The sequence below is a fragment of the Teichococcus wenyumeiae genome (genome assembly GCF_003696345.1).
Classification (GTDB): domain Bacteria; phylum Pseudomonadota; class Alphaproteobacteria; order Acetobacterales; family Acetobacteraceae; genus Pseudoroseomonas; species Pseudoroseomonas wenyumeiae.
In genome coordinates this window covers 197,898-214,397 of record NZ_RFLX01000003.1, presented here as the reverse complement: position 1 = coordinate 214,397, position 16,500 = coordinate 197,898, and the positions used below count along the sequence as shown (strand labels likewise).

The following is a 16,500-nucleotide window of genomic DNA, read 5'->3' as shown; positions in this document are numbered from 1 at the left end:
TGGACCATCGCGCCCGCTTTGTTCAGCATCGGCGGATGAGCACCGACCCCGCCGATCTCTCCGCCACCGAGGCCGCCCGGCGCATCGACGCCGGCAGCCTTCATCCCCGCGACCTGCTGGAAGCCTGCCTGGACCGCATCGCCGCCCGCGAGGACACGGTGCGGGCCTTCGCGCATCTGGACCCCGCGCTGGCCCGCGCCGCCCTGGCCAGGCCACGCGACGGCCTGCTGGCCGGGCTGCCGGTGGGCGTGAAGGACGTGCTGGATACCGCCGACCAGCCGAGCGAATACGGCTCCCCCATCTGGCGAGGGCACCAGCCGCGCGCCGATTCCTTCGCCGTGGCCGCCACGCGCGGCGCCGGCGGCATCATCCTGGGCAAGACCGTCACCACCGAATTCGCCACCCGCCACCCCGGCCCCACCACCAACCCGCACAACCCGGCGCATACGCCGGGCGGTTCCTCCTCCGGCTCGGCGGCAGGTGTGGCGGCGGGTTTCTTTCCGCTGGCCTTCGGCACCCAGACCGGCGGCTCCGTGCTGCGGCCGGCGGCCTTCTGCGGCATTGCCGGCTTCAAGCCTTCCTTTGGCCTGATCCACCGCGCCGGCCTGAAGGTGATGAGCGAGAGCCTCGACACCATCGGTGTCTTCGGGCGCGGCGTAGCGGATTGCGCCCTGCTGGCCCAGGCGGTGACCGGGCTGGACCTGGGGGACCCGCAACGCGCCACCGGCGCGGCGCCGCGCCTGGCGGTCTGCATCGGCCCCGGCGGTGACAAGCTGGCGCCGGAGACACTGGCCCTGCTGGAAGATGTCGCCACCGCCTGCGCCCGCGCCGGCGCGCGCATCGAGCGCATCACGCTTCCTTCTGCCGTGGTGGCGGCGCAGGAGGCGCATCCGGCGGTGATGAATGGTGAGATCCTCCAGGCCCTGGCCTGGGAGCGCATGACGCATCCCGCGGACATTTCCGCTGAACTGACGGAGAATATGAACTGGGCCGCCGCCCTGCCCGCCCCCGCCCTGGCGGAAGGCCGTGCCGCCTTCGCCGCCGGGCGCGCCGCCATGCGGGAGCTGATGGCCCGCTACGACGCGATCCTCACTCCCTCGGCCCCTGGGGAAGCGCCGCAGGGCCTGGGCTGGACCGGCGATTCCATCTGCAACGCGCTTTGGACGGCGATGCACGGCCCCTGCATCAGCATCCCGGCCGGGCACGGGCCCGCCGGGCTGCCGATGGGCGTGCAGCTTGTTGGCCTCCCGGGCCAGGACCGTGCCCTGCTGGGCTGGGCCGGCTGGCTGGAGGGAACCCTGGGCCGCTAAGGCCAAGGGCGGGGCATCGCTGCCCCGCCCCTGCCGCTTCAGCGCGCCGGGGCCGGCGCCGGTGCTGGCATGCTGCTGACCTTGTCGATCAGCGCCGAGGCGGCGTTGACGCAGTTCTGCATCGGCTCATCCTCGGCGCAGCGAATGTGGATGCGCATGTCGCCATTCCGGAAGTTGAAGGACGCGGCCTTGGAAGGCGGCGGCGGCGGCGGGCCGAAGCGGTGCGGGCCGGGGCCATGCATCATGCCGAACCCACCCATCGGGCCAGGGCCGCGCATGCCCGGGCGATGCATGCCGGGGCCGCCCGGAGGCGGCGGGGGCGCGGCTTCCGTGGCCGGTGGCGCGCCAGCGGGTGGCTGCGGCGCCTGGGCCAGGGCAACGCCCGTGGCGCCCATCATGACCAGACCGGCGCCGAGCATTAGGAGCTTCTTCATCTCTCATCCTTCCCGTTGTGCTGCCAGCAGATGCCGAAGCATCGCGCTGACGACCACTTAGTCCTAGCGGGAGATAAATGCGCAGTCCCGACAGAAGTTGTTATCAATTGTTTCCCGAAACGGCCTACGATGTTTCAGGTTAAAACCCACGCTGCTTGAGCTGTTCTTTTTTCGGTGATGTTTCTGCCATGAATCCGCCTCAGGCTACATGAGCAGGACAGCGAAAGCGACAACGGCCGACGTGGTGCGCCGGCCGCTGGAGAGTACGAGAGAGAGTGGCCCGGCCCGTTATTCCGCCGCCACTCCGTGGTGCCGCGCTGCCGTCTCGGCCGAGATCAGGCCATTGCCGAGGTCGGCTGCCACCTTGGCGGGGTCACGGGCCGCCGGGTCGCCGAGCCCACCGCCGCCGGGCGTCAGCACCACCAGACGCTCCCCGGGCGGGATGACCTGCAGGCCCTTGCCACGCAGCACCTGCCCCGAACCCAGCCCGACATAGCCGGCCGCGCCATCCGCGCCTCCATCCCGCCCGCGCGGCGGGTATTGGATGCGGTCGAAAGCGGCCAGCAACTCGAAGGGCGCGTCGTCGCGGTTCTCGATTTCCATGATCTGGCCGAGGCCGCCGCGCTGCCGCCCGGCGCCGCCGGAATCCGGGCGGAACTCCTTGCGCCAGAACATCAGCGGGGACTGGATTTCCGCGATCTCCACCGGCGTTCCATGCACGCCGGAAGGATAGGCGGTGGCCGAGAGCCCATCCTGCCGTGGCCGACCGCCGGTGCCGCCATTGGTGGTGATGGCCAGGGCATAGCCGTGGTTCGGCCCTTCCATCTTCGGCCGCACGCCGCGCACGATGATGTTCCAGATGCAGGAGGTGCCTTCCGCCGGCACCCGGTCCGGAATGGCCTGCCGCAGGCAGCCGAAGACCATGTCAGGCAGCATCTGCCCGATGATATGGCGGATGGAGACCGGCGCCGGCTTCTGCGCATTCAGGATGCAGCCGGGCGGTGCCGATACCGTCAGCGGTGCCAGCGAGCCCGCGTTGTTCGGGATATGCGCCGCCACCACGCAGCCCAGGCCGAAGCAGGTATAGGCGGTGGTATACGAGATGGGCACGTTGATGCCGCGCTTCACCGCGTTCGAGGTGCCGGTGAAATCGACATGGATGCCGGTATCGGAAATCGTCAGCGCCGCTTCCAGCGTCAGCGGATGGTCGTAGCCATCGACCATCATGGAGTGCCGCCAGGTGCCCTTTGGCAGCTTGGCGATCTCCGCCAGCACCGCCTCGCGGGAGCGGGCGATGATGTGGTCGGCCAGAGGCTCCAGCGTGTCGATGCCGAATTCGTCCATCATGGCCGAGAGGGCGCGCACGCCGACATCGTTGCAGGCGGCCAGGGAATAGGTATCGCCCTCGGTATCCACCGGCAGCCGCGTATTGGCGCGGATGATCGCCATCAGCGTCTCATTGACCTGTCCCTGGTCAATGAGCTTCAGCATGGGGATATAGAGCCCCTCCATGAAGACATCGCTGGCTTCAGGGCCATTGCCGAGGCCGCCAATATCCATCAGGTGGCTGGTGCAGGAGAACAGCCCCACCAGCTTGCCCTTGTGGAAGGCCGGCGTGGTGATGACGAAGTCGTTCAGGTGCCCCGTGCCCATCCAGGGGTCGTTGGTGATATAGGCGTCGCCTTCGCGCATGCTCTCGATGGGGAAGTGGCGGATGAAATGCTTCACCGCCTCGGCCATGGAATTGATGTGGCCGGGCGTGCCGGTCACCGCCTGAGCCAGCATCCGCCCCTTCAGGTCGAAGACGCCGGCCGAGATATCCTCGCATTCGCGCACGATGGGGCTGAAGGCGGTGCGGATCAGCACCTGCGCCTGCTCGCCCACCACGGCGATCAGGCGGTTCCACATGATCTGGAGGTCGATGAGGCCGGGTTGCGTGCTCATGCCGCCTTCCTTTCCATCACGATGCAGCCGGCGCCGTCGATATGCGCGTCGAAGCTGGCGGAAACATAGGTGGTGGTCTCGTCCTCCGCGATCACCACGGGGCCGGGCACCACCGCGCCGGGCGGCATGGCTTCCCGCCGGTAGACCGGCACTTCCACATGCTTCTCGCTGCGTCCGTCGAAGATCAGGCGCAGGCCGGAGGGTTCGGGCGCCGCGGCCGCTTGCACCGCCGCCATGGCTTCCGGCTGCTTGGCCTCGGTGGAGACCAGCACGGACCAGTTCAGCACCTCGATGGCCGCGGCGGGGATGATGCGGGCGAATTGCGCGGCGTATTCGGCCTCAAAAATCCGGCGCAGTTCCGGCACATCCGCCGCCATCAGTCCGCGGTTGGGCAGCAGCACCGTGATCTCGTGCCCCTGGCCGACATAGCGCATGAAGGCCATCCGCCGCTCGAACAAGGGCGCGCCGCGCGCGCCGGGCTCCACCAGCGCGCGGGCGGCGGCAGCCATCTCCACGAACAGCGCCGAGACGCTGGCGCCATCGAAGCTCTCATCCAACCGCGCGTGGCGGGAACGGACAATTTCATAAGCCACCGGCGCCGCCAGGAAGCCCACCGCCGAGCCGACGCCGGCATTGGGCGGCACCAGCACGCGGCTGACGCCCACCTTTTCCGCCACCCGCGCCGCATGCAGCGGCGCCGCGCCACCGAAGGCGATCATGGTGTGCTGGCCGATCACTGCGCCGCGCTCCGCCGCATGCACGCGGGCGGCGCTGGCCATGTTCTCGCAGACCATCTCATAGACCGCATAGGCCGACATCTCGGCAGAAAGCCCCAGCTTGGCGCCGATGTCGCGGGCCAGTGCCTCGCGCGAAAGGTCGTCGCGCAGCGTCATGCTGCCACCCGCGAAGCCCCGGGGCTCAATCAGCCCCATGGCCACGTCGGCATCCGTCACCGCCGGCCGCTGCCCGCCCTGGCCGTAGCAGGCCGGGCCGGGTACGGAGGATGCGCTTTCCGGCCCCACCGTCACGCGCTGCATGGCATCCACCTGCGCGATGGAGCCGCCGCCCGCGCCGATCTCCACCATCTCGATGACGGGAATGCGCAGCGGCAGGCCGGAGCCCTTCAGGAAGCGCGCCGTGCGGTCCACCTCGAAGAAGCGGGAGGTCGCGGGTTGGCCTTTCTCGATCAGGCAGATCTTCGCGGTGGTGCCGCCCATGTCGAAGGAGAGTACCTTCTGTTCATTGGCCCGCAGCGCCACCTGCGCCGCGAAGATGGCGCCGCCCGCCGGGCCGGATTCCACCAGGCGCACCGGGAACTTCTGCGCCGTCTCCAGCGAGGTCAGGCCACCACCGGAAGTCACCAGATAGGTGGCGCCGCGATACTGCCGCGCCTGCAGCGCATCCCGCATGCGGCCGAGATAGCCTTCCATCAGCGGCTGCACATAGGCATTGGCGACGGCGGTGGAGGTGCGTTCGTATTCGCGGATTTCCGGGCAGACCTCATGCGCCATGGTGACGGAAAGGCCCGGCAGCAGCGCCTTCAGCACCGCTGCCGCGCGCTGCTCATGCAGCGGGTTGGCATAGGCGTGCAGGAAGGCGAAGGCCACGGCCTGCACACCGGCCTTTTCCAGCTCTGGGGCCAAGGCGGCGACAGCAGCCTCGTCCAGCGGCAGGCGGACCTGGCCTTCGGCATCCACGCGTTCCGGCACCGTGAAGCGCAGGGCGCGCGGCACCAGCGGCACCGGCTTCTCCAGCGTCAGGTCATACTGGTCGTAACGGCTCTCGGTGCCGATCTCCAGCACGTCGCGGAAGCCCTGCGTCGCCACCAGCGCCGTGCGGGCGCCGCGCCGCTCGATGATGGCGTTCGTGGCCAGCGTGGTGCCATGCACGAAAATATCGATATCGGAGAAATGCAGCCCCGCATCCTCCAGCACCAGGGAGACGCCTTCCAGCACGCCTTCCTCCGGTGCCGCCGGGGTGGTCAGCACCTTGCGCGTTCGCCGCCGCCCTCCGGCTTCCAGCACAACATCGGTGAAGGTGCCGCCGATATCGGCGGCAAGGCGGACAGGCGGAGGGTTCAAGGCGAAAGCTCCATGGTACCGGCGGAAGGAGCTTAGCCGGAAGCGGCGCCTATACCAGCCTGCCGTGCCAGGAAGTTTCGCCCCAATGCCACGGTGCCGGCGGTATAGCCGGCGCCCAGGGCCTGCGCCGTGGGGGTCTCGGCATGCGAGGCCAGCCAGGCCGTCAGCAACATCCGCCGCAGCATGACGAAGACCGGCAGCAGCGCCACATCGGTCTCAGCCAAGGGCGCCACCTGCCGATAGCCGGCGACCCAGGCCTCCATCAGCGCCGGCACCGCCGGTTCATGCTCCATGAAGCTGACGGCGGCGGCGAAGTCGTAGAGATGCCAGCAGAAGCCACAGTCATCGAAGTCGATGACACCGAGGCGGGGGCCATCGGCCAGTAGGTTGGTCAGCCGCAGGTCGGCATGCACCAGGCCAAAGCGGTCTGGTGTATCGCCGTATCGTGCCAGGGCTTCACGCAGCGCGGTCTCCACCCGTTCCAGCAGCGCAGTACCTCCGGCATCCAGCCTGATGCCGGCGCGCCAGTCGCCCCAATGCCCGGCCGGGCCCAGCATGGTATCGGCATCCCAACGCTTGCGGGTGAAGCCGGGCGGCGGGGCCCAGCCCCGCGCATGGGCATGCAGCCGCGCGCTGATGCCACCCAATTGCCGGAAGCGGCGCGGCAGGTCCCGCGCCGGCTCCTCCCCCGCCATATGCACGAAGGCGACGGCGTGGCGCGTCCCGGCGCCATCCGGCAGGGCCTGCAGCAGCGTGCCATCGGCGGCCGGCACCGGCGCCGGCGTTTCCACCACCCCCGCCTGCCGCAGCGCCGCGATCCAGGCCAACTCGGATTGCATCTCGGCTGGCTGGTGGTAGCCCTGGCGATAGACGCGCAGCACCAGCCGCATGGTATCACCCTCCGCCAGGAAGGTGGCATTCTCCGAGACATTCAGCAGCGACAGGCGCGTGCCCGCCGGCAGGCCCCAACGCGGCAGGGCGGCGAGCAGCAGGCGGTGCAGGTGGTCCAGGAAGGGCGCGTCATACATGGCGCCCGGCGGATAGCCTATGCCGCGGCCTCCGCGAAGCGGGTGATGCGGAAGGCTTCCAGCGGGATATCCGTATGCCCGTCCAGCACCAGTTCCGTCATGATGGCACCGATGGCCGGCCCAAGCTGGAAGCCGTGGCCGGAGAAGCCGAAGGCATGGAACAGACCCGGCGTGGTGCTGCTGGGGCCGATGACCGGGATCTTGTCCGGCATATTGCCGTCGATGCCGGTCCAGGAGCGGATGATCTGCACCCCCTCCAGCGCCGGCACCAGGGCGATGGCCAGCCGCGCGCCTTCCATGGTCACTTCCGGCACCGGGCGGGACCAGGGCACCTGCCCCGGCTGGCCGGGGTCGTTCTCCCCGTGCCCGGCGCCGATGATGACATTGCCGCGCGGGATCTGGCGCAGATACACATTGCCGCCCACCACGCCGAGGTTGGGCTCGATGAAGTAATCCAGCGGCTCCGTCACCATCATGTTGGGGCTGAGCGGCTTCACCGGCACCGGCTCCCCGAAGGCCTCGGCGATGCGGCCGCCCCAAAAGCCGGCCATGTTCAGCAGCACGGGCGCGGTGAATTCACGCCCATCCACCGTGCGCAGGCGGAACAGCGTGCCGTCATGGGCGTAGTGCTCCACCTCGGTGCGTTCCAGCACCGTGGCGCCGGCATCCTGCGCGGCACGGGCCAGGGCCGGCGCCAGCAGGCGCGGATTGGCCGAGCCATCTTCCGGCGCGAAGGACCCCGCCACCACCTGCGGCCCCAGCCAGGGGTATTCGACATGAATGGCGTTGCGCCCCACCATCCGCAGCGGCAGGCCGTGCTGCTTCGCCACGTCCAGATAGGCGACGAGGTTGGCTTCCTCGGCATCGTTGCGGGCCAGCTTCAGGTGGCCGGTGACGGTGAATTCCGCTTCCGTCCCCGCCAGTTCCTTCATCCGGCCCCACAGTTCGCGGGAGCGGCGGGCGATGGGCAGCTCCGCCGGGTTGCGCCCCTGCTGCCGCACGCCGCCGTAATTGACGCCGGAAGCCTGCCCGCCCACCAGCCCACGCTCCAGCAGCGCCACGCGGGTGCCGCGCTGGGCCAGGTGCAGCGCGGCCGAGCAGCCGGCGCCGCCACCGCCCACCACCAGAACATCGAAGCGCGTGTCATTCATGGCGTGGTCACCAGCGGCGGGGCCGTCAGCGGGATGGGCTTCACCGGGGCCTGCCCGCGCAGCCGCCCGACCTCGGCCACGCCGCAGCCCAGGCGGGCGGCCAGGATCTCGGCCGCCGCGGCACCGCAGACGCGGCCCTGGCAGCGGCCCATGCCGGCGCGGCTGATGGCCTTGGCGCGGTTCACCTCCGGCGCCGGGATCTGGGGCCCGGCGGTGGTGGCGCGCAACTCGCCCACGGTCAGGTTCTCGCAGCGGCAGAAGATGGCATCATCCGGCAGGCCGGCGGCCAGATGCGCCGGAAAGGGAAAGGCTTTCTCAAGCGCCGAGCGGAAGCGGGCCAGCTTCTCCAGCCTGCGGTCCAGGGCGGCAGTCTCGACTTTCCGGCCGGCATCCTCCAGCAGCGCCAGGGCGGCGCGGGCGCCGGCGAGTTCCGCCACCTCGGCACCGCCGATGCCGCTGCCATCGCCCGCCAGGTAGATGCCGCCCACCGGCGTGCGCCCGGCGGCATCACGGCGCGGCACCCAGTTGTGCTGCAAGGCATCGAAATTGAAGGGCACGCCAGCCAGATCGGCAAGCTGCGCTTCCGGCTTCAGCCCCCAGCCAATGCCCACAGCATCGCAATCTGCATGGTGTTCCGCACCCTTGGCATCGCGCCAGCGGATGCCGGAAACGCTGCCTTCTCCCTCGATCGCCAGCGGCGTCACGCCTTCCGCGATGCGCACGCCATGCGCCCGCAGCCAGCCAATGTAATAGAGGCCTTTGGCGAAGGTCGCTGGCCCACGCAGCATCCCCGGCGCGGCGGCGGCCTTGGCAGCGAAGGGCGTGGTATCCAGCACCGCCGCAACCTGCGCCCCGGCCTTGGCGTATTGGTAGGCCACCAGCCAGAGCAGCGGCCCGCTGCCCAGAAAGGCCACGCGCTGCCCGATGCCGCAGCCCTGCGACTTCAGTGCGATCTGCGCGCCGCCCATGGTGGTCACGCCCGGCAGGGTCCAGCCCTTCACCGGCACCACGCGGTCCATGGCCCCGGTGCAGAGAATGGCGGCATCGTATTCCACCACGCCATGCGTCCCGGCACTGAGCGTGTGAAGCTGCTGCCTGCCGGGCCGGATGTTCCAGGCCAGCGTTTCCGGCCGCCAGTCCGCACGCGGCTTGGCGGCATCCAGCGCCGCATGCAGCGCCGTGGCACGGGCGGCCTCGAAGCCATACAGCGTGCGGGCATCACGCCGCATCCCAGTGGGCGGGCGCTGGTAGATGCGGCCGCCGCCATCCATCGCCTCGTCGATCCAGACCGGGCGGATGCCGGCGGCGAGCAACGCCTCCACCGCCCGCACGCCGGCAGGGCCGGCACCGACCACCGCGACCTTCATCCCCGCCGCACCTTCATCCCGTCCTTCGCCAGGGTGGCGCAGGCGCGCACCCGGCCCAGCCCTTCCACCGAGACCCAGCAATCCTGGCAGGCACCCATCAGGCAGAAGCCGGCACGGGCGCCATCGCCGAACTCACTCTCCCGCAGATGCCCGGCGCCGCCGGCCAGAAGCGCTGTCAGCAGCGTGTCGCCCTCCATCGCGGCGATGGCGCGCCCTTCCAGCTCCAGATGCAGCGGCGGGCGGTCGGTATCCCGCAGGCGCGCCAGCTTCACAGCGTGTCCTCATGCCGGCAGTTCACCAGCAGCTCGGCCACCGAGGCGGTATTGGGCAGCCGCAGCAGCGTTTCAGCCAGCAGCGCCAGATCCTCGGGGCGCGACATCTGCTCGCGCGGCCATTTGGTGACATGCGCCGTCATGTCCGTATCCACGAAGCCGGGGCAGAGCGCGGTGGCGCGGATGCCATGCTCCCAGCCCAGTCGGCGCACTTCCTGTGTCAGCGCCATCACGGCGAACTTGCTCATGGCATAACCGAGGTTGTCGTTCCGCACCCGCTTGCCGGAAAGCGAGGCGATGTTGATCACCCGCCCCTCCCCGCCCGCCACCAGATGCGGCCAGGCGGCGCGGATCACCTGGATCGGTCCCATGGCATTCACGGTCCAGAGGTCCTGGAAGGCATCGTCCGGCCCGTCCAGCAGCGTGGCACGCGGGTTGATGCCGGCGGCATTCACCAGCGCATCCACGCGGCCGAAGCGGGCCACGGTGGCTTCCACCCAGCCCGCGGCGCTGCCCTGGCGGTTGGCGTCATAGGCGAAGCCCACCGTCCCCTCCGGGGCGCGCGCGGTGTCGCGCACCCCGGCGCTGACCTGGCAGCCCGCCGCCAGCAGCCGTTCCGCCACCGCCCGCCCGATGCCGCGCGCGGCACCGGACACCATCACCACCTTGCCGCTGAGGTCACGCAAGGGAGGTGGTCTCGAAAGTCAGGCCGGAATAGAAGGTCAGCGCGCCGGGCAGGTTCTTGAAGCCGGTGACGCCCTTCTTCATCGCATAGCCCTGGCTGCGCCAGGTGAGGCCGACGATCGGCGCTTCCTCGATGGCGATGCTTTCCATCTCCTTGTAGATCGCCTTTCGCTTCGCCTCGTCGAATTCGGCGCGGCCGGCGGCCAGCAGTTCCGTGATGCGCGGCGTCTTCAGGCCAAAGGAGCGCACATAGGCGGGCGAAAGGCTGCCGTCGATCAGGTTGGAAAGACCATCAGGGTCGTTGCTGTCCGCTGCCGTGCCCATCATCGCGAAGTCGTATTGCCCGCGGTTGCCGATGGCCACGCGCGTCGCCCAGTCCGGCAGGTTGAGCTGCACCTGCATGCCGATGGCGGTGAGCTGGCTCTGCACCACTTCCGCCGTGTCCTTGTGCATGCCGTATTGCGCGGTGGAGAGCATGGTCACCGGAGTATTCATCGCCCCGGATTCCGTCAGCAGCTTCTTCGCCAGCTCCGGGTCGTACTTCCAGGCGTTCTTGTATTCCGGGTTGTAGTAGGCGCTCGATTCCGCGATCGGCAACTGATACAGGCCGGAGCCACGGCCAAAGAAGGCCGCCTTCACCACATCCTCCCGTTGGATGGCATGGGCCACGCCCTTGCGCGCGCGCGGGTCGTTGAAGGGCGCCTTGGCGCCGTTGAAGACCAGGAACATGAAGGCGCCATCCACCGCGTCCAGGCTCAGCGCCGGGTTGGCGGTAATGGCGTCCATGGCCTGCCAGGGGACGTATTCGATCAGGTCAAGGTCGCCGGACTGCAGAGCGGAAACCCGCAGGTTCTCATCCTGGTAGGCGACAACGCGGATGCCTTTCAGCTTCGGCAGGCCGGGCTTGTAGAAATTCGGATTGGCCTCGAAGTCGAGCGAGGTGCCACGCTCCTGCCCCTTCAGGATGAAGGGTCCCGCCCCCACCGGCTCCCGCTTGTCGGAGGAGCGGTAGATGATCGGCAGGTGGTAGCTGGCCATCATGTTCGGTAGCGTCACCACCGGCACCTTGGTCACGATGCGCACCGTGCGGTCGTCCGGCGTCTCGACCGCTTCCACCTTCTGCATCTCGCTGCGGAAGAAGGCGGTGGACTTGGCGTCGGCCACCTGCTCGATGGTCCATTTCACATCGGCGGAGGTGACCTTCTCGCCGTTCTGGAACTTGGCCTCCCGCAGCTTGAAGACCCAGGCATTGTCGCCATCCCGCGCCCAGCTTTCCGCCAGCTCCCCGCGCAGGGAGCCGTCATCGGCATAGGAGGTGAGGCCGCGATACATCAGCAGCTTCATGGTCGCCGCCGCCGTGCCGCTGTTCGCCCAGGGCTGGATGGATGGCGGGAAGGAGGAAAGGCCGAAGGTCAGCACGCCGGGCGTCGCCGCGCGCGCGCCGGGCACGCGCAGGAAGGGCAGCGCCGCGGCGCCGGCAAGCATGGAGCGGCGGGACAGAGTCACGGGAGGCATGGTCTTGGTCTCCTTGGCTCAGGGTTCAGGCGTTGAAGCCGTAAGCGTCCTTCGCATGGGCGGCGCTGATCACGCCCTCGGCCACGTCGCGCGCCACCGCCTCGGCCGGGCGCTGCTGCGGCGGGCCATAGGCGCCGGCGCCGGGGCTGACGATGGCGAACCACTGCCCGGCCTTCAGCGCGGCGGTGCTGCCGTTGAAGGTGACTCCCGGGCCGCATTCCACGGCGCCGTTGCTGCCGGCCCCGCCGCCTTGCAGTCCCCAGGAGCGCGAGCGCAGCCGGCCGATATCGACGCGCACCAGGCAATCCTCATCCGCACGATACACCCGGCGCAGGCCCATGCCGCCACGGAACCGGCCGGTGCCGCCGGAATCCTGCACCAGCTCGTAGCGTAGCAGCGTCAGCGGGTATTCGATCTCCAGCGCCTCGACCGGCAGGTTGGAAGTATTGGTGGTGTGCACATGCACGCCGTCCAGACCATCCTTGTTGTGGCGGGCGCCGTTGCCGCCGCCCATGGTCTCCAGATAGACCCAGAGCGCGCCATCCTCCTTCCGCTGGCCGATGAAGCTGGCCACGGTGCAGATGGAGTTGGAACAGGCCGTCACCCGCTCCGGCGCCGCCTGGGAGATGGCGCCGAGGATGAGGTCCGAAACCCGCTGGCAGGCCGCGAGGCGCCCGTTCACCGCCGCAGGATGCTCGCAGTTCAGGATGCTGCCCTTGCGCGCCGTGACGGTCAGCGGCCGCGCCAGCCCGGCATTGGGCAGGATGGTCGGGTCCACCACGGATTTCACGATGTAATAGACCGTCGCCAGCAGCGCCGTGTAGGTCATGTTGATGCCGGCGCGGCGCTGGTCGGGCGCGTCGAAATCCAGCGACATGCTGTCGCCCCGGATCGTCACCTTGACGGCGAAGGGCATGGAATCCGGGATGTCGATGGGGTCGAAGACATCCTTGAAGATCCAGGACCCATCGGGCAGCGCGGCGATGCCGGCGCGCATCTTGCGCTCGGCATAGTTCAGCAGCTCGGCCGCAGCCCCCAGCACCGTCTCGACGCCATACTTGGCGCAAAGCGCCTGGAAGCGCTGCACGCCCACGCGGTTGGCGGCCATCTGCGCCCGCAGGTCCGACAGGCGCTCATGCGGCACCTGGCAGTTCAGCAGGATCAGGTTCTGCACATCCTCCTGCAGCACGCCCTCGCGGTAGAGCCGCACGGGCGGGATGCGCAGCCCTTCCTGGTAGATATGCGCGTGGCCACGGTCCGCGAAGTCCGAATGGTGCGCCAGGTTCACCGTCCAGGCGACGATGCGGTTCTCGAAGAAGATCGGCTCCGCCAGCACGATATCCGGCAGGTGGGTGCCACCGCCCTCATAGGCATCGTTGCCGACGAAGACATCGCCCGGGCGCATGTCCTCCACCCGGTGCTTCCGCATGATCTGCGGGATGATGCCGATGAAGGAGCCGAGGTGGATGGGGATATGCTCGGCCTGGCAGAGCGTCTCCCCCGCCGCGTTGAACAGCGCGGTGGAACAGTCCCGCCGCTCCTTGATGTTGGTGGAATAGGAAGCGCGGATCAGCGCCTCCCCCGTCTCCTCGACGATGGAGGAGAGCGCGGCGCCGATCACCTCGACGGTGATGGGGTCCAGCGCGGCGGGCTTGGCCTCGGCGATGGCGTGGCTCATGCCGCGGCCTCCAGGATCAGGTTGAGATAGGGATCGACGCGCGCGGTCATGCCCGGCGGCACCACGGTGGTGGTGTCCATCTGCTCCACGATGGCGGGGCCGGCGAAGCGGTTGCCGGGCTTCAGCTCATCGCGGCTGTAGATCGGGGTCGCGACGAAGTCCTGCGCTTCCGGGAACCAGACCGGGCGTTCCCCGGTGCGGGCGCCGCTGGCGTCGGGGCCGGCATCCGGGTGGCGCGTGAGCGTCGCCTTCTGCACCAGGCCGGTGGCCTCCAACCGCAGCGTGACGATCTGCACCGGCTCGCCCTCGGCGATGAAGCCGTAGCGCTGCCGGTGCAGATCGGCGAAGCCGGCGGCCAGGGCATCCAGCGTCCCCTGCGTCACCGGGCCTTCCGGCAGCGTCACGGCCAGCTCGTAGTTCTGGCCCTTGTAGCGCATGTCGGCAGTGCGGGTGAGCACGCGGTTGGCGGGGGCGATCCCCTCATGCTCGAACCACTCCTCGGCGCGGGCCGTCAGGGTCGCGAAGCCTTCGGCCACGTCGCCGACCGAGCCGGATTCCAGCGGCAGCAGCCTGGTGGCGGCGAAATCGGCGCGCAGGTCGGTCAGCAGCAGGCCCATGGCGCAGAGGATGCCGGGATTGCGCGGCACCAGCACGCGCTTCATGTCCAGTTCCTTCGCCAGCCGCGCCGCATGCAGCGGGCCGCCACCGCCGAAGGCCATCAGCGTGAAGTCGCGCGGGTCATGGCCGCGCTGCACGGAAATGACGCGGATGGCGCGGGCCATGTTGGCCGTGACGACGGAGAGAATACCCTGCGCCGTTTCCATCAGCCCCAGGCCCAGCTGGTCCGCCAGCCGCTGGATGGCGGCCTTGGACAGGTCCTGGCGGATGGCCATGCGCCCGCCCAGCAGATGCGTCGGGTTCAGCGTTTGCAGCACCACATTGGCATCGGTGGTGGCGGGCTCGGCATTGCCCTGGTCGTAGCAGACCGGGCCAGGGAAGGCGCCGCAGGAGCGCGGGCCTGCCTTCAGCAGCCCGCCGGCATCGACATAGGCGATGGAGCCACCGCCGGCGCCCACCGTGTGGATGTCCAGCATCGGCGCCTTGATCGGGTAGCCATGCACCACGGCCTCGCTGGTCAGCCGGCACTGGCCACCCTGCAGCAGCGCCACGTCGGTGGAGGTGCCACCCATGTCGAAGGTGATGAGGTCCTCGTAGCCCGCCAGCTTGCCGATGGCCTGCGCGCCCACCACGCCGGTGGAAGGGCCGGAGAGCACCGTCCGCACCGGCAGCCCAGCCGCCGCCGCGAAGCTGATGACGCCGCCGTTGCTTTGCGTCAGGTGCGGTGCCGCCGTCATGCCGAGCCCTTCGAGGCGCGGCGTCAGCTTCTCGATGTAGCTCCGCATCACCGGGCCGAGATAGGCGTTCAGCACCACGGTGGAGAGCCGCTCGAACTCCCGGAATTCGGGCGCGATCTCGTGCCCGGCGCTGATGAAGGCATCCGGCATTTCCTCGCGCAGGATCTCCACCGCGCGGGCCTCATGCTCCGGCCGGATGAAGCCGTAGAGGAAGGAGACGGCCACCGCCTTCACCCCCGCCTCGCGCAGCGCCACGGCGGCGGCGCGCATCCGCGTCTCGTCCAGCGGCAGGTCGATGCTGCCATCGTGCCGCACCCGCTCCGGCACTTCCTGCCGCAGGTCGCGGGACACCAGCACGGGCGGCTTGTCCGCCTGCATGTCGTAAAGGTCCGGGCGCTTCTGGCGGCCGATCTCCAACAGGTCGCGGAAGCCGTCCGTGGTCACCAGCCCGGTCTTCACCCCCCGGTGCTGGATCAGCGCATTGGTGGCGACGGTGGTGCCATGGCCGAAATAGGTGACGGGCGCGGCGGGCTTATCGCCGGCCTCGGGCGCCACGCGGCGCATGCCTTCCTCGACACCCTGGGCGATGCCGCGGGAAGGATCATCCGGGGTGGAGGAGACCTTCCAGACTTCGACGCGGCCATTCTCCTCATCGAAGAGGCAGACGTCGGTGAAGGTCCCGCCGGAATCCACGCCCACACGCCAACGCGCCATGCAAAGCCTCCCCACGGCAATTCGCCCTGCGCTGGATGCAACCCTGTCATCCGGGATGCCGCAAGCAAAAATTCCGCTCCTCGACATTCTGGAGCCATCTATCCCATTATTCGGAATTAACCGGTTTCGCTAAGCGAGAGCCACGATGACCGAAACCGCCTCCGACCAAGCCGGCAGCCTGCCCCGCGCCCTGCGCCTCCTCCGCCTGCTGGGGACAGGTAGCTCGCAAGGGCAGCGCCTGGCGGACCTCGCGGATGCCGCCGCCCTGCCCCGCCCCACGGTGCATCGCATCCTGCGCCTGCTGGTGGCCGAAGGCTTCGTGGAGCATGACGCCGCCCGCCGCCGCTACCGCCTGGGCTTGCCGCTGTTCCTGCTGGCGGCCCGGGCGGGGCAGGCCGAGGGGCTGCGCGACATCGCTCGTCCTTCCCTGCTGCGGCTGACAGCGGCGCTGGGGGAGACGGTGTTCCTGCTGGTGCGGAATGGCTTCGATGCCGTCTGCATCGACCGCAGCGCCGGGCCGCTGCCGATCCTGACCTTCACCGGCGATATCGGCGGCAGGGTGCCGCTGGGGGTGGGCCAGGGCTCCAGCGCCATCCTGGCCTTCCTGCCGCCCGAGGAGCAGGACGAGGTGATCCGCCATAACCTGCCGCGCATCGAGGAATTCGGCGGCATGGACGAGGCTGGCCTGCGGGCGGAACTGGCCAGCGTGCGGCGGCAGGGCTACTCCGCCGCCTTCGGCATCCTGCCCGGCATGGCCGGCCTGGGCGTGCCGGTGCTGGATGCCCATGGCCGCGCTGCGGCGGCGCTCTCCATCGGCACCACCACGGACCGGATGGGCGGGGAACGCCGCGCCATCGTGGCGGCGGCCCTAAAAAAAGAGGCGGACACCATCGGCGCCCGCCTCAATCCCTTCGATCCCACCCTGAGGCGGGCCGGCGCGGCCATGGAAGCCGCGCCGGGTCGCTGA

The 16,500-nt window shown here is 69.5% G+C and carries 13 protein-coding genes; 2 read left to right on the top strand and 11 right to left on the bottom strand.

All coding sequences use genetic code 11. From position 1 onward, the window contains the following. The first annotated feature begins 35 nt into the window (after window positions 1-35). Window positions 36-1,310, top strand: coding sequence for an amidase (locus EBE87_RS06380; protein ID WP_120636822.1), 1,275 nt, complete (start codon window positions 36-38; stop codon window positions 1,308-1,310). 38 nt (window positions 1,311-1,348) lie between these two features. Here EBE87_RS06380 and EBE87_RS06375 read toward each other — a convergent pair whose 3' ends face one another. The 11 genes from EBE87_RS06375 to EBE87_RS06325 all read right to left on the bottom strand — a co-directional run bounded on the left by EBE87_RS06375 (window position 1,349) and on the right by EBE87_RS06325 (window position 15,533). Beyond that, entirely contained in the window at window positions 1,349-1,744 is a 396-nt protein-coding gene (locus EBE87_RS06375; RefSeq protein ID WP_120636823.1) for a hypothetical protein, read from the bottom strand. A 288-nt stretch (window positions 1,745-2,032) separates the two neighbouring features. Continuing rightward, on the bottom strand, window positions 2,033-3,688 hold the full coding sequence (locus tag EBE87_RS06370; RefSeq protein WP_120636824.1) for a hydantoinase B/oxoprolinase family protein: 1,656 nt from the start codon (window positions 3,686-3,688) through the stop codon (window positions 2,033-2,035). Beyond that, the gene (locus tag EBE87_RS06365; protein ID WP_120636825.1) at window positions 3,685-5,769 is read right to left on the bottom strand and encodes a hydantoinase/oxoprolinase family protein; all 2,085 of its coding nucleotides are present in this window, start codon (window positions 5,767-5,769) and stop codon (window positions 3,685-3,687) included. Before EBE87_RS06365 ends, EBE87_RS06370 begins: the two co-directional genes overlap by 4 nt. 32 nt (window positions 5,770-5,801) lie before the next feature. Further along, entirely contained in the window at window positions 5,802-6,797 is a 996-nt protein-coding gene (locus EBE87_RS06360) for a phosphotransferase enzyme family protein (RefSeq protein WP_120636826.1), read from the bottom strand. A gap of 17 nt (window positions 6,798-6,814) precedes the next feature. Next, a complete protein-coding gene (locus EBE87_RS06355) occupies window positions 6,815-7,948 on the bottom strand; it encodes an NAD(P)/FAD-dependent oxidoreductase (RefSeq protein WP_120636827.1) in 1,134 nt (377 codons plus the stop codon). Next, a complete protein-coding gene (locus EBE87_RS06350) occupies window positions 7,945-9,315 on the bottom strand; it encodes an FAD-dependent oxidoreductase (RefSeq protein ID WP_120636828.1) in 1,371 nt (456 codons plus the stop codon). Before EBE87_RS06350 ends, EBE87_RS06355 begins: the two co-directional genes overlap by 4 nt. Continuing rightward, window positions 9,312-9,587 (bottom strand): (2Fe-2S)-binding protein, encoded by a 276-nt coding sequence (locus tag EBE87_RS06345; RefSeq protein WP_120636829.1) that lies wholly within the window; start codon window positions 9,585-9,587, stop codon window positions 9,312-9,314. Before EBE87_RS06345 ends, EBE87_RS06350 begins: the two co-directional genes overlap by 4 nt. Continuing rightward, window positions 9,584-10,273, bottom strand: coding sequence for an SDR family NAD(P)-dependent oxidoreductase (locus tag EBE87_RS06340; protein WP_120636830.1), 690 nt, complete (start codon window positions 10,271-10,273; stop codon window positions 9,584-9,586). The genes EBE87_RS06345 and EBE87_RS06340 overlap by 4 nt, the downstream gene beginning before the upstream one ends. After that, complete coding sequence (locus EBE87_RS06335; protein ID WP_233553051.1) at window positions 10,266-11,786, bottom strand: ABC transporter substrate-binding protein; 1,521 nt, start codon at window positions 11,784-11,786, stop codon at window positions 10,266-10,268. Before EBE87_RS06335 ends, EBE87_RS06340 begins: the two co-directional genes overlap by 8 nt. Before the next feature lie 25 nt (window positions 11,787-11,811). Next, window positions 11,812-13,464 (bottom strand): hydantoinase B/oxoprolinase family protein, encoded by a 1,653-nt coding sequence (locus EBE87_RS06330; protein ID WP_120636831.1) that lies wholly within the window; start codon window positions 13,462-13,464, stop codon window positions 11,812-11,814. Continuing rightward, window positions 13,461-15,533 carry a hydantoinase/oxoprolinase family protein gene (locus tag EBE87_RS06325; protein ID WP_120636832.1) on the bottom strand — a complete coding sequence of 691 codons (2,073 nt, stop codon included), beginning with the start codon at window positions 15,531-15,533 and terminating at the stop codon, window positions 13,461-13,463. Before EBE87_RS06325 ends, EBE87_RS06330 begins: the two co-directional genes overlap by 4 nt. Window positions 15,534-15,678: 145 nt before the next feature. On the opposite strand from EBE87_RS06325, the gene EBE87_RS06320 reads away from it, so the two are divergent. Next, window positions 15,679-16,500, top strand: a complete 822-nt coding sequence (locus EBE87_RS06320; protein WP_120636833.1) for an IclR family transcriptional regulator — start codon at window positions 15,679-15,681, stop codon at window positions 16,498-16,500.

What these genes read in the sequence shown, in the direction of transcription:
- EBE87_RS06335 (WP_233553051.1), bottom strand. Translation starts at nt 11,786, where the DNA reads ATGCCTCCCGTGACTCTGTCCCGCCGCTCCATGCTTGCCGGCGCCGCG.
- EBE87_RS06370 (WP_120636824.1), bottom strand. Translation starts at nt 3,688, where the DNA reads ATGAGCACGCAACCCGGCCTCATCGACCTCCAGATCATGTGGAACCGC.
- EBE87_RS06375 (WP_120636823.1), bottom strand. Translation starts at nt 1,744, where the DNA reads ATGAAGAAGCTCCTAATGCTCGGCGCCGGTCTGGTCATGATGGGCGCC.
- EBE87_RS06325 (WP_120636832.1), bottom strand. Translation starts at nt 15,533, where the DNA reads ATGGCGCGTTGGCGTGTGGGCGTGGATTCCGGCGGGACCTTCACCGAC.
- EBE87_RS06380 (WP_120636822.1), top strand. Translation starts at nt 36, where the DNA reads ATGAGCACCGACCCCGCCGATCTCTCCGCCACCGAGGCCGCCCGGCGC.
- EBE87_RS06360 (WP_120636826.1), bottom strand. Translation starts at nt 6,797, where the DNA reads ATGTATGACGCGCCCTTCCTGGACCACCTGCACCGCCTGCTGCTCGCC.
- EBE87_RS06330 (WP_120636831.1), bottom strand. Translation starts at nt 13,464, where the DNA reads ATGAGCCACGCCATCGCCGAGGCCAAGCCCGCCGCGCTGGACCCCATC.
- EBE87_RS06355 (WP_120636827.1), bottom strand. Translation starts at nt 7,948, where the DNA reads ATGAATGACACGCGCTTCGATGTTCTGGTGGTGGGCGGTGGCGGCGCC.
- EBE87_RS06350 (WP_120636828.1), bottom strand. Translation starts at nt 9,315, where the DNA reads ATGAAGGTCGCGGTGGTCGGTGCCGGCCCTGCCGGCGTGCGGGCGGTG.
- EBE87_RS06320 (WP_120636833.1), top strand. Translation starts at nt 15,679, where the DNA reads ATGACCGAAACCGCCTCCGACCAAGCCGGCAGCCTGCCCCGCGCCCTG.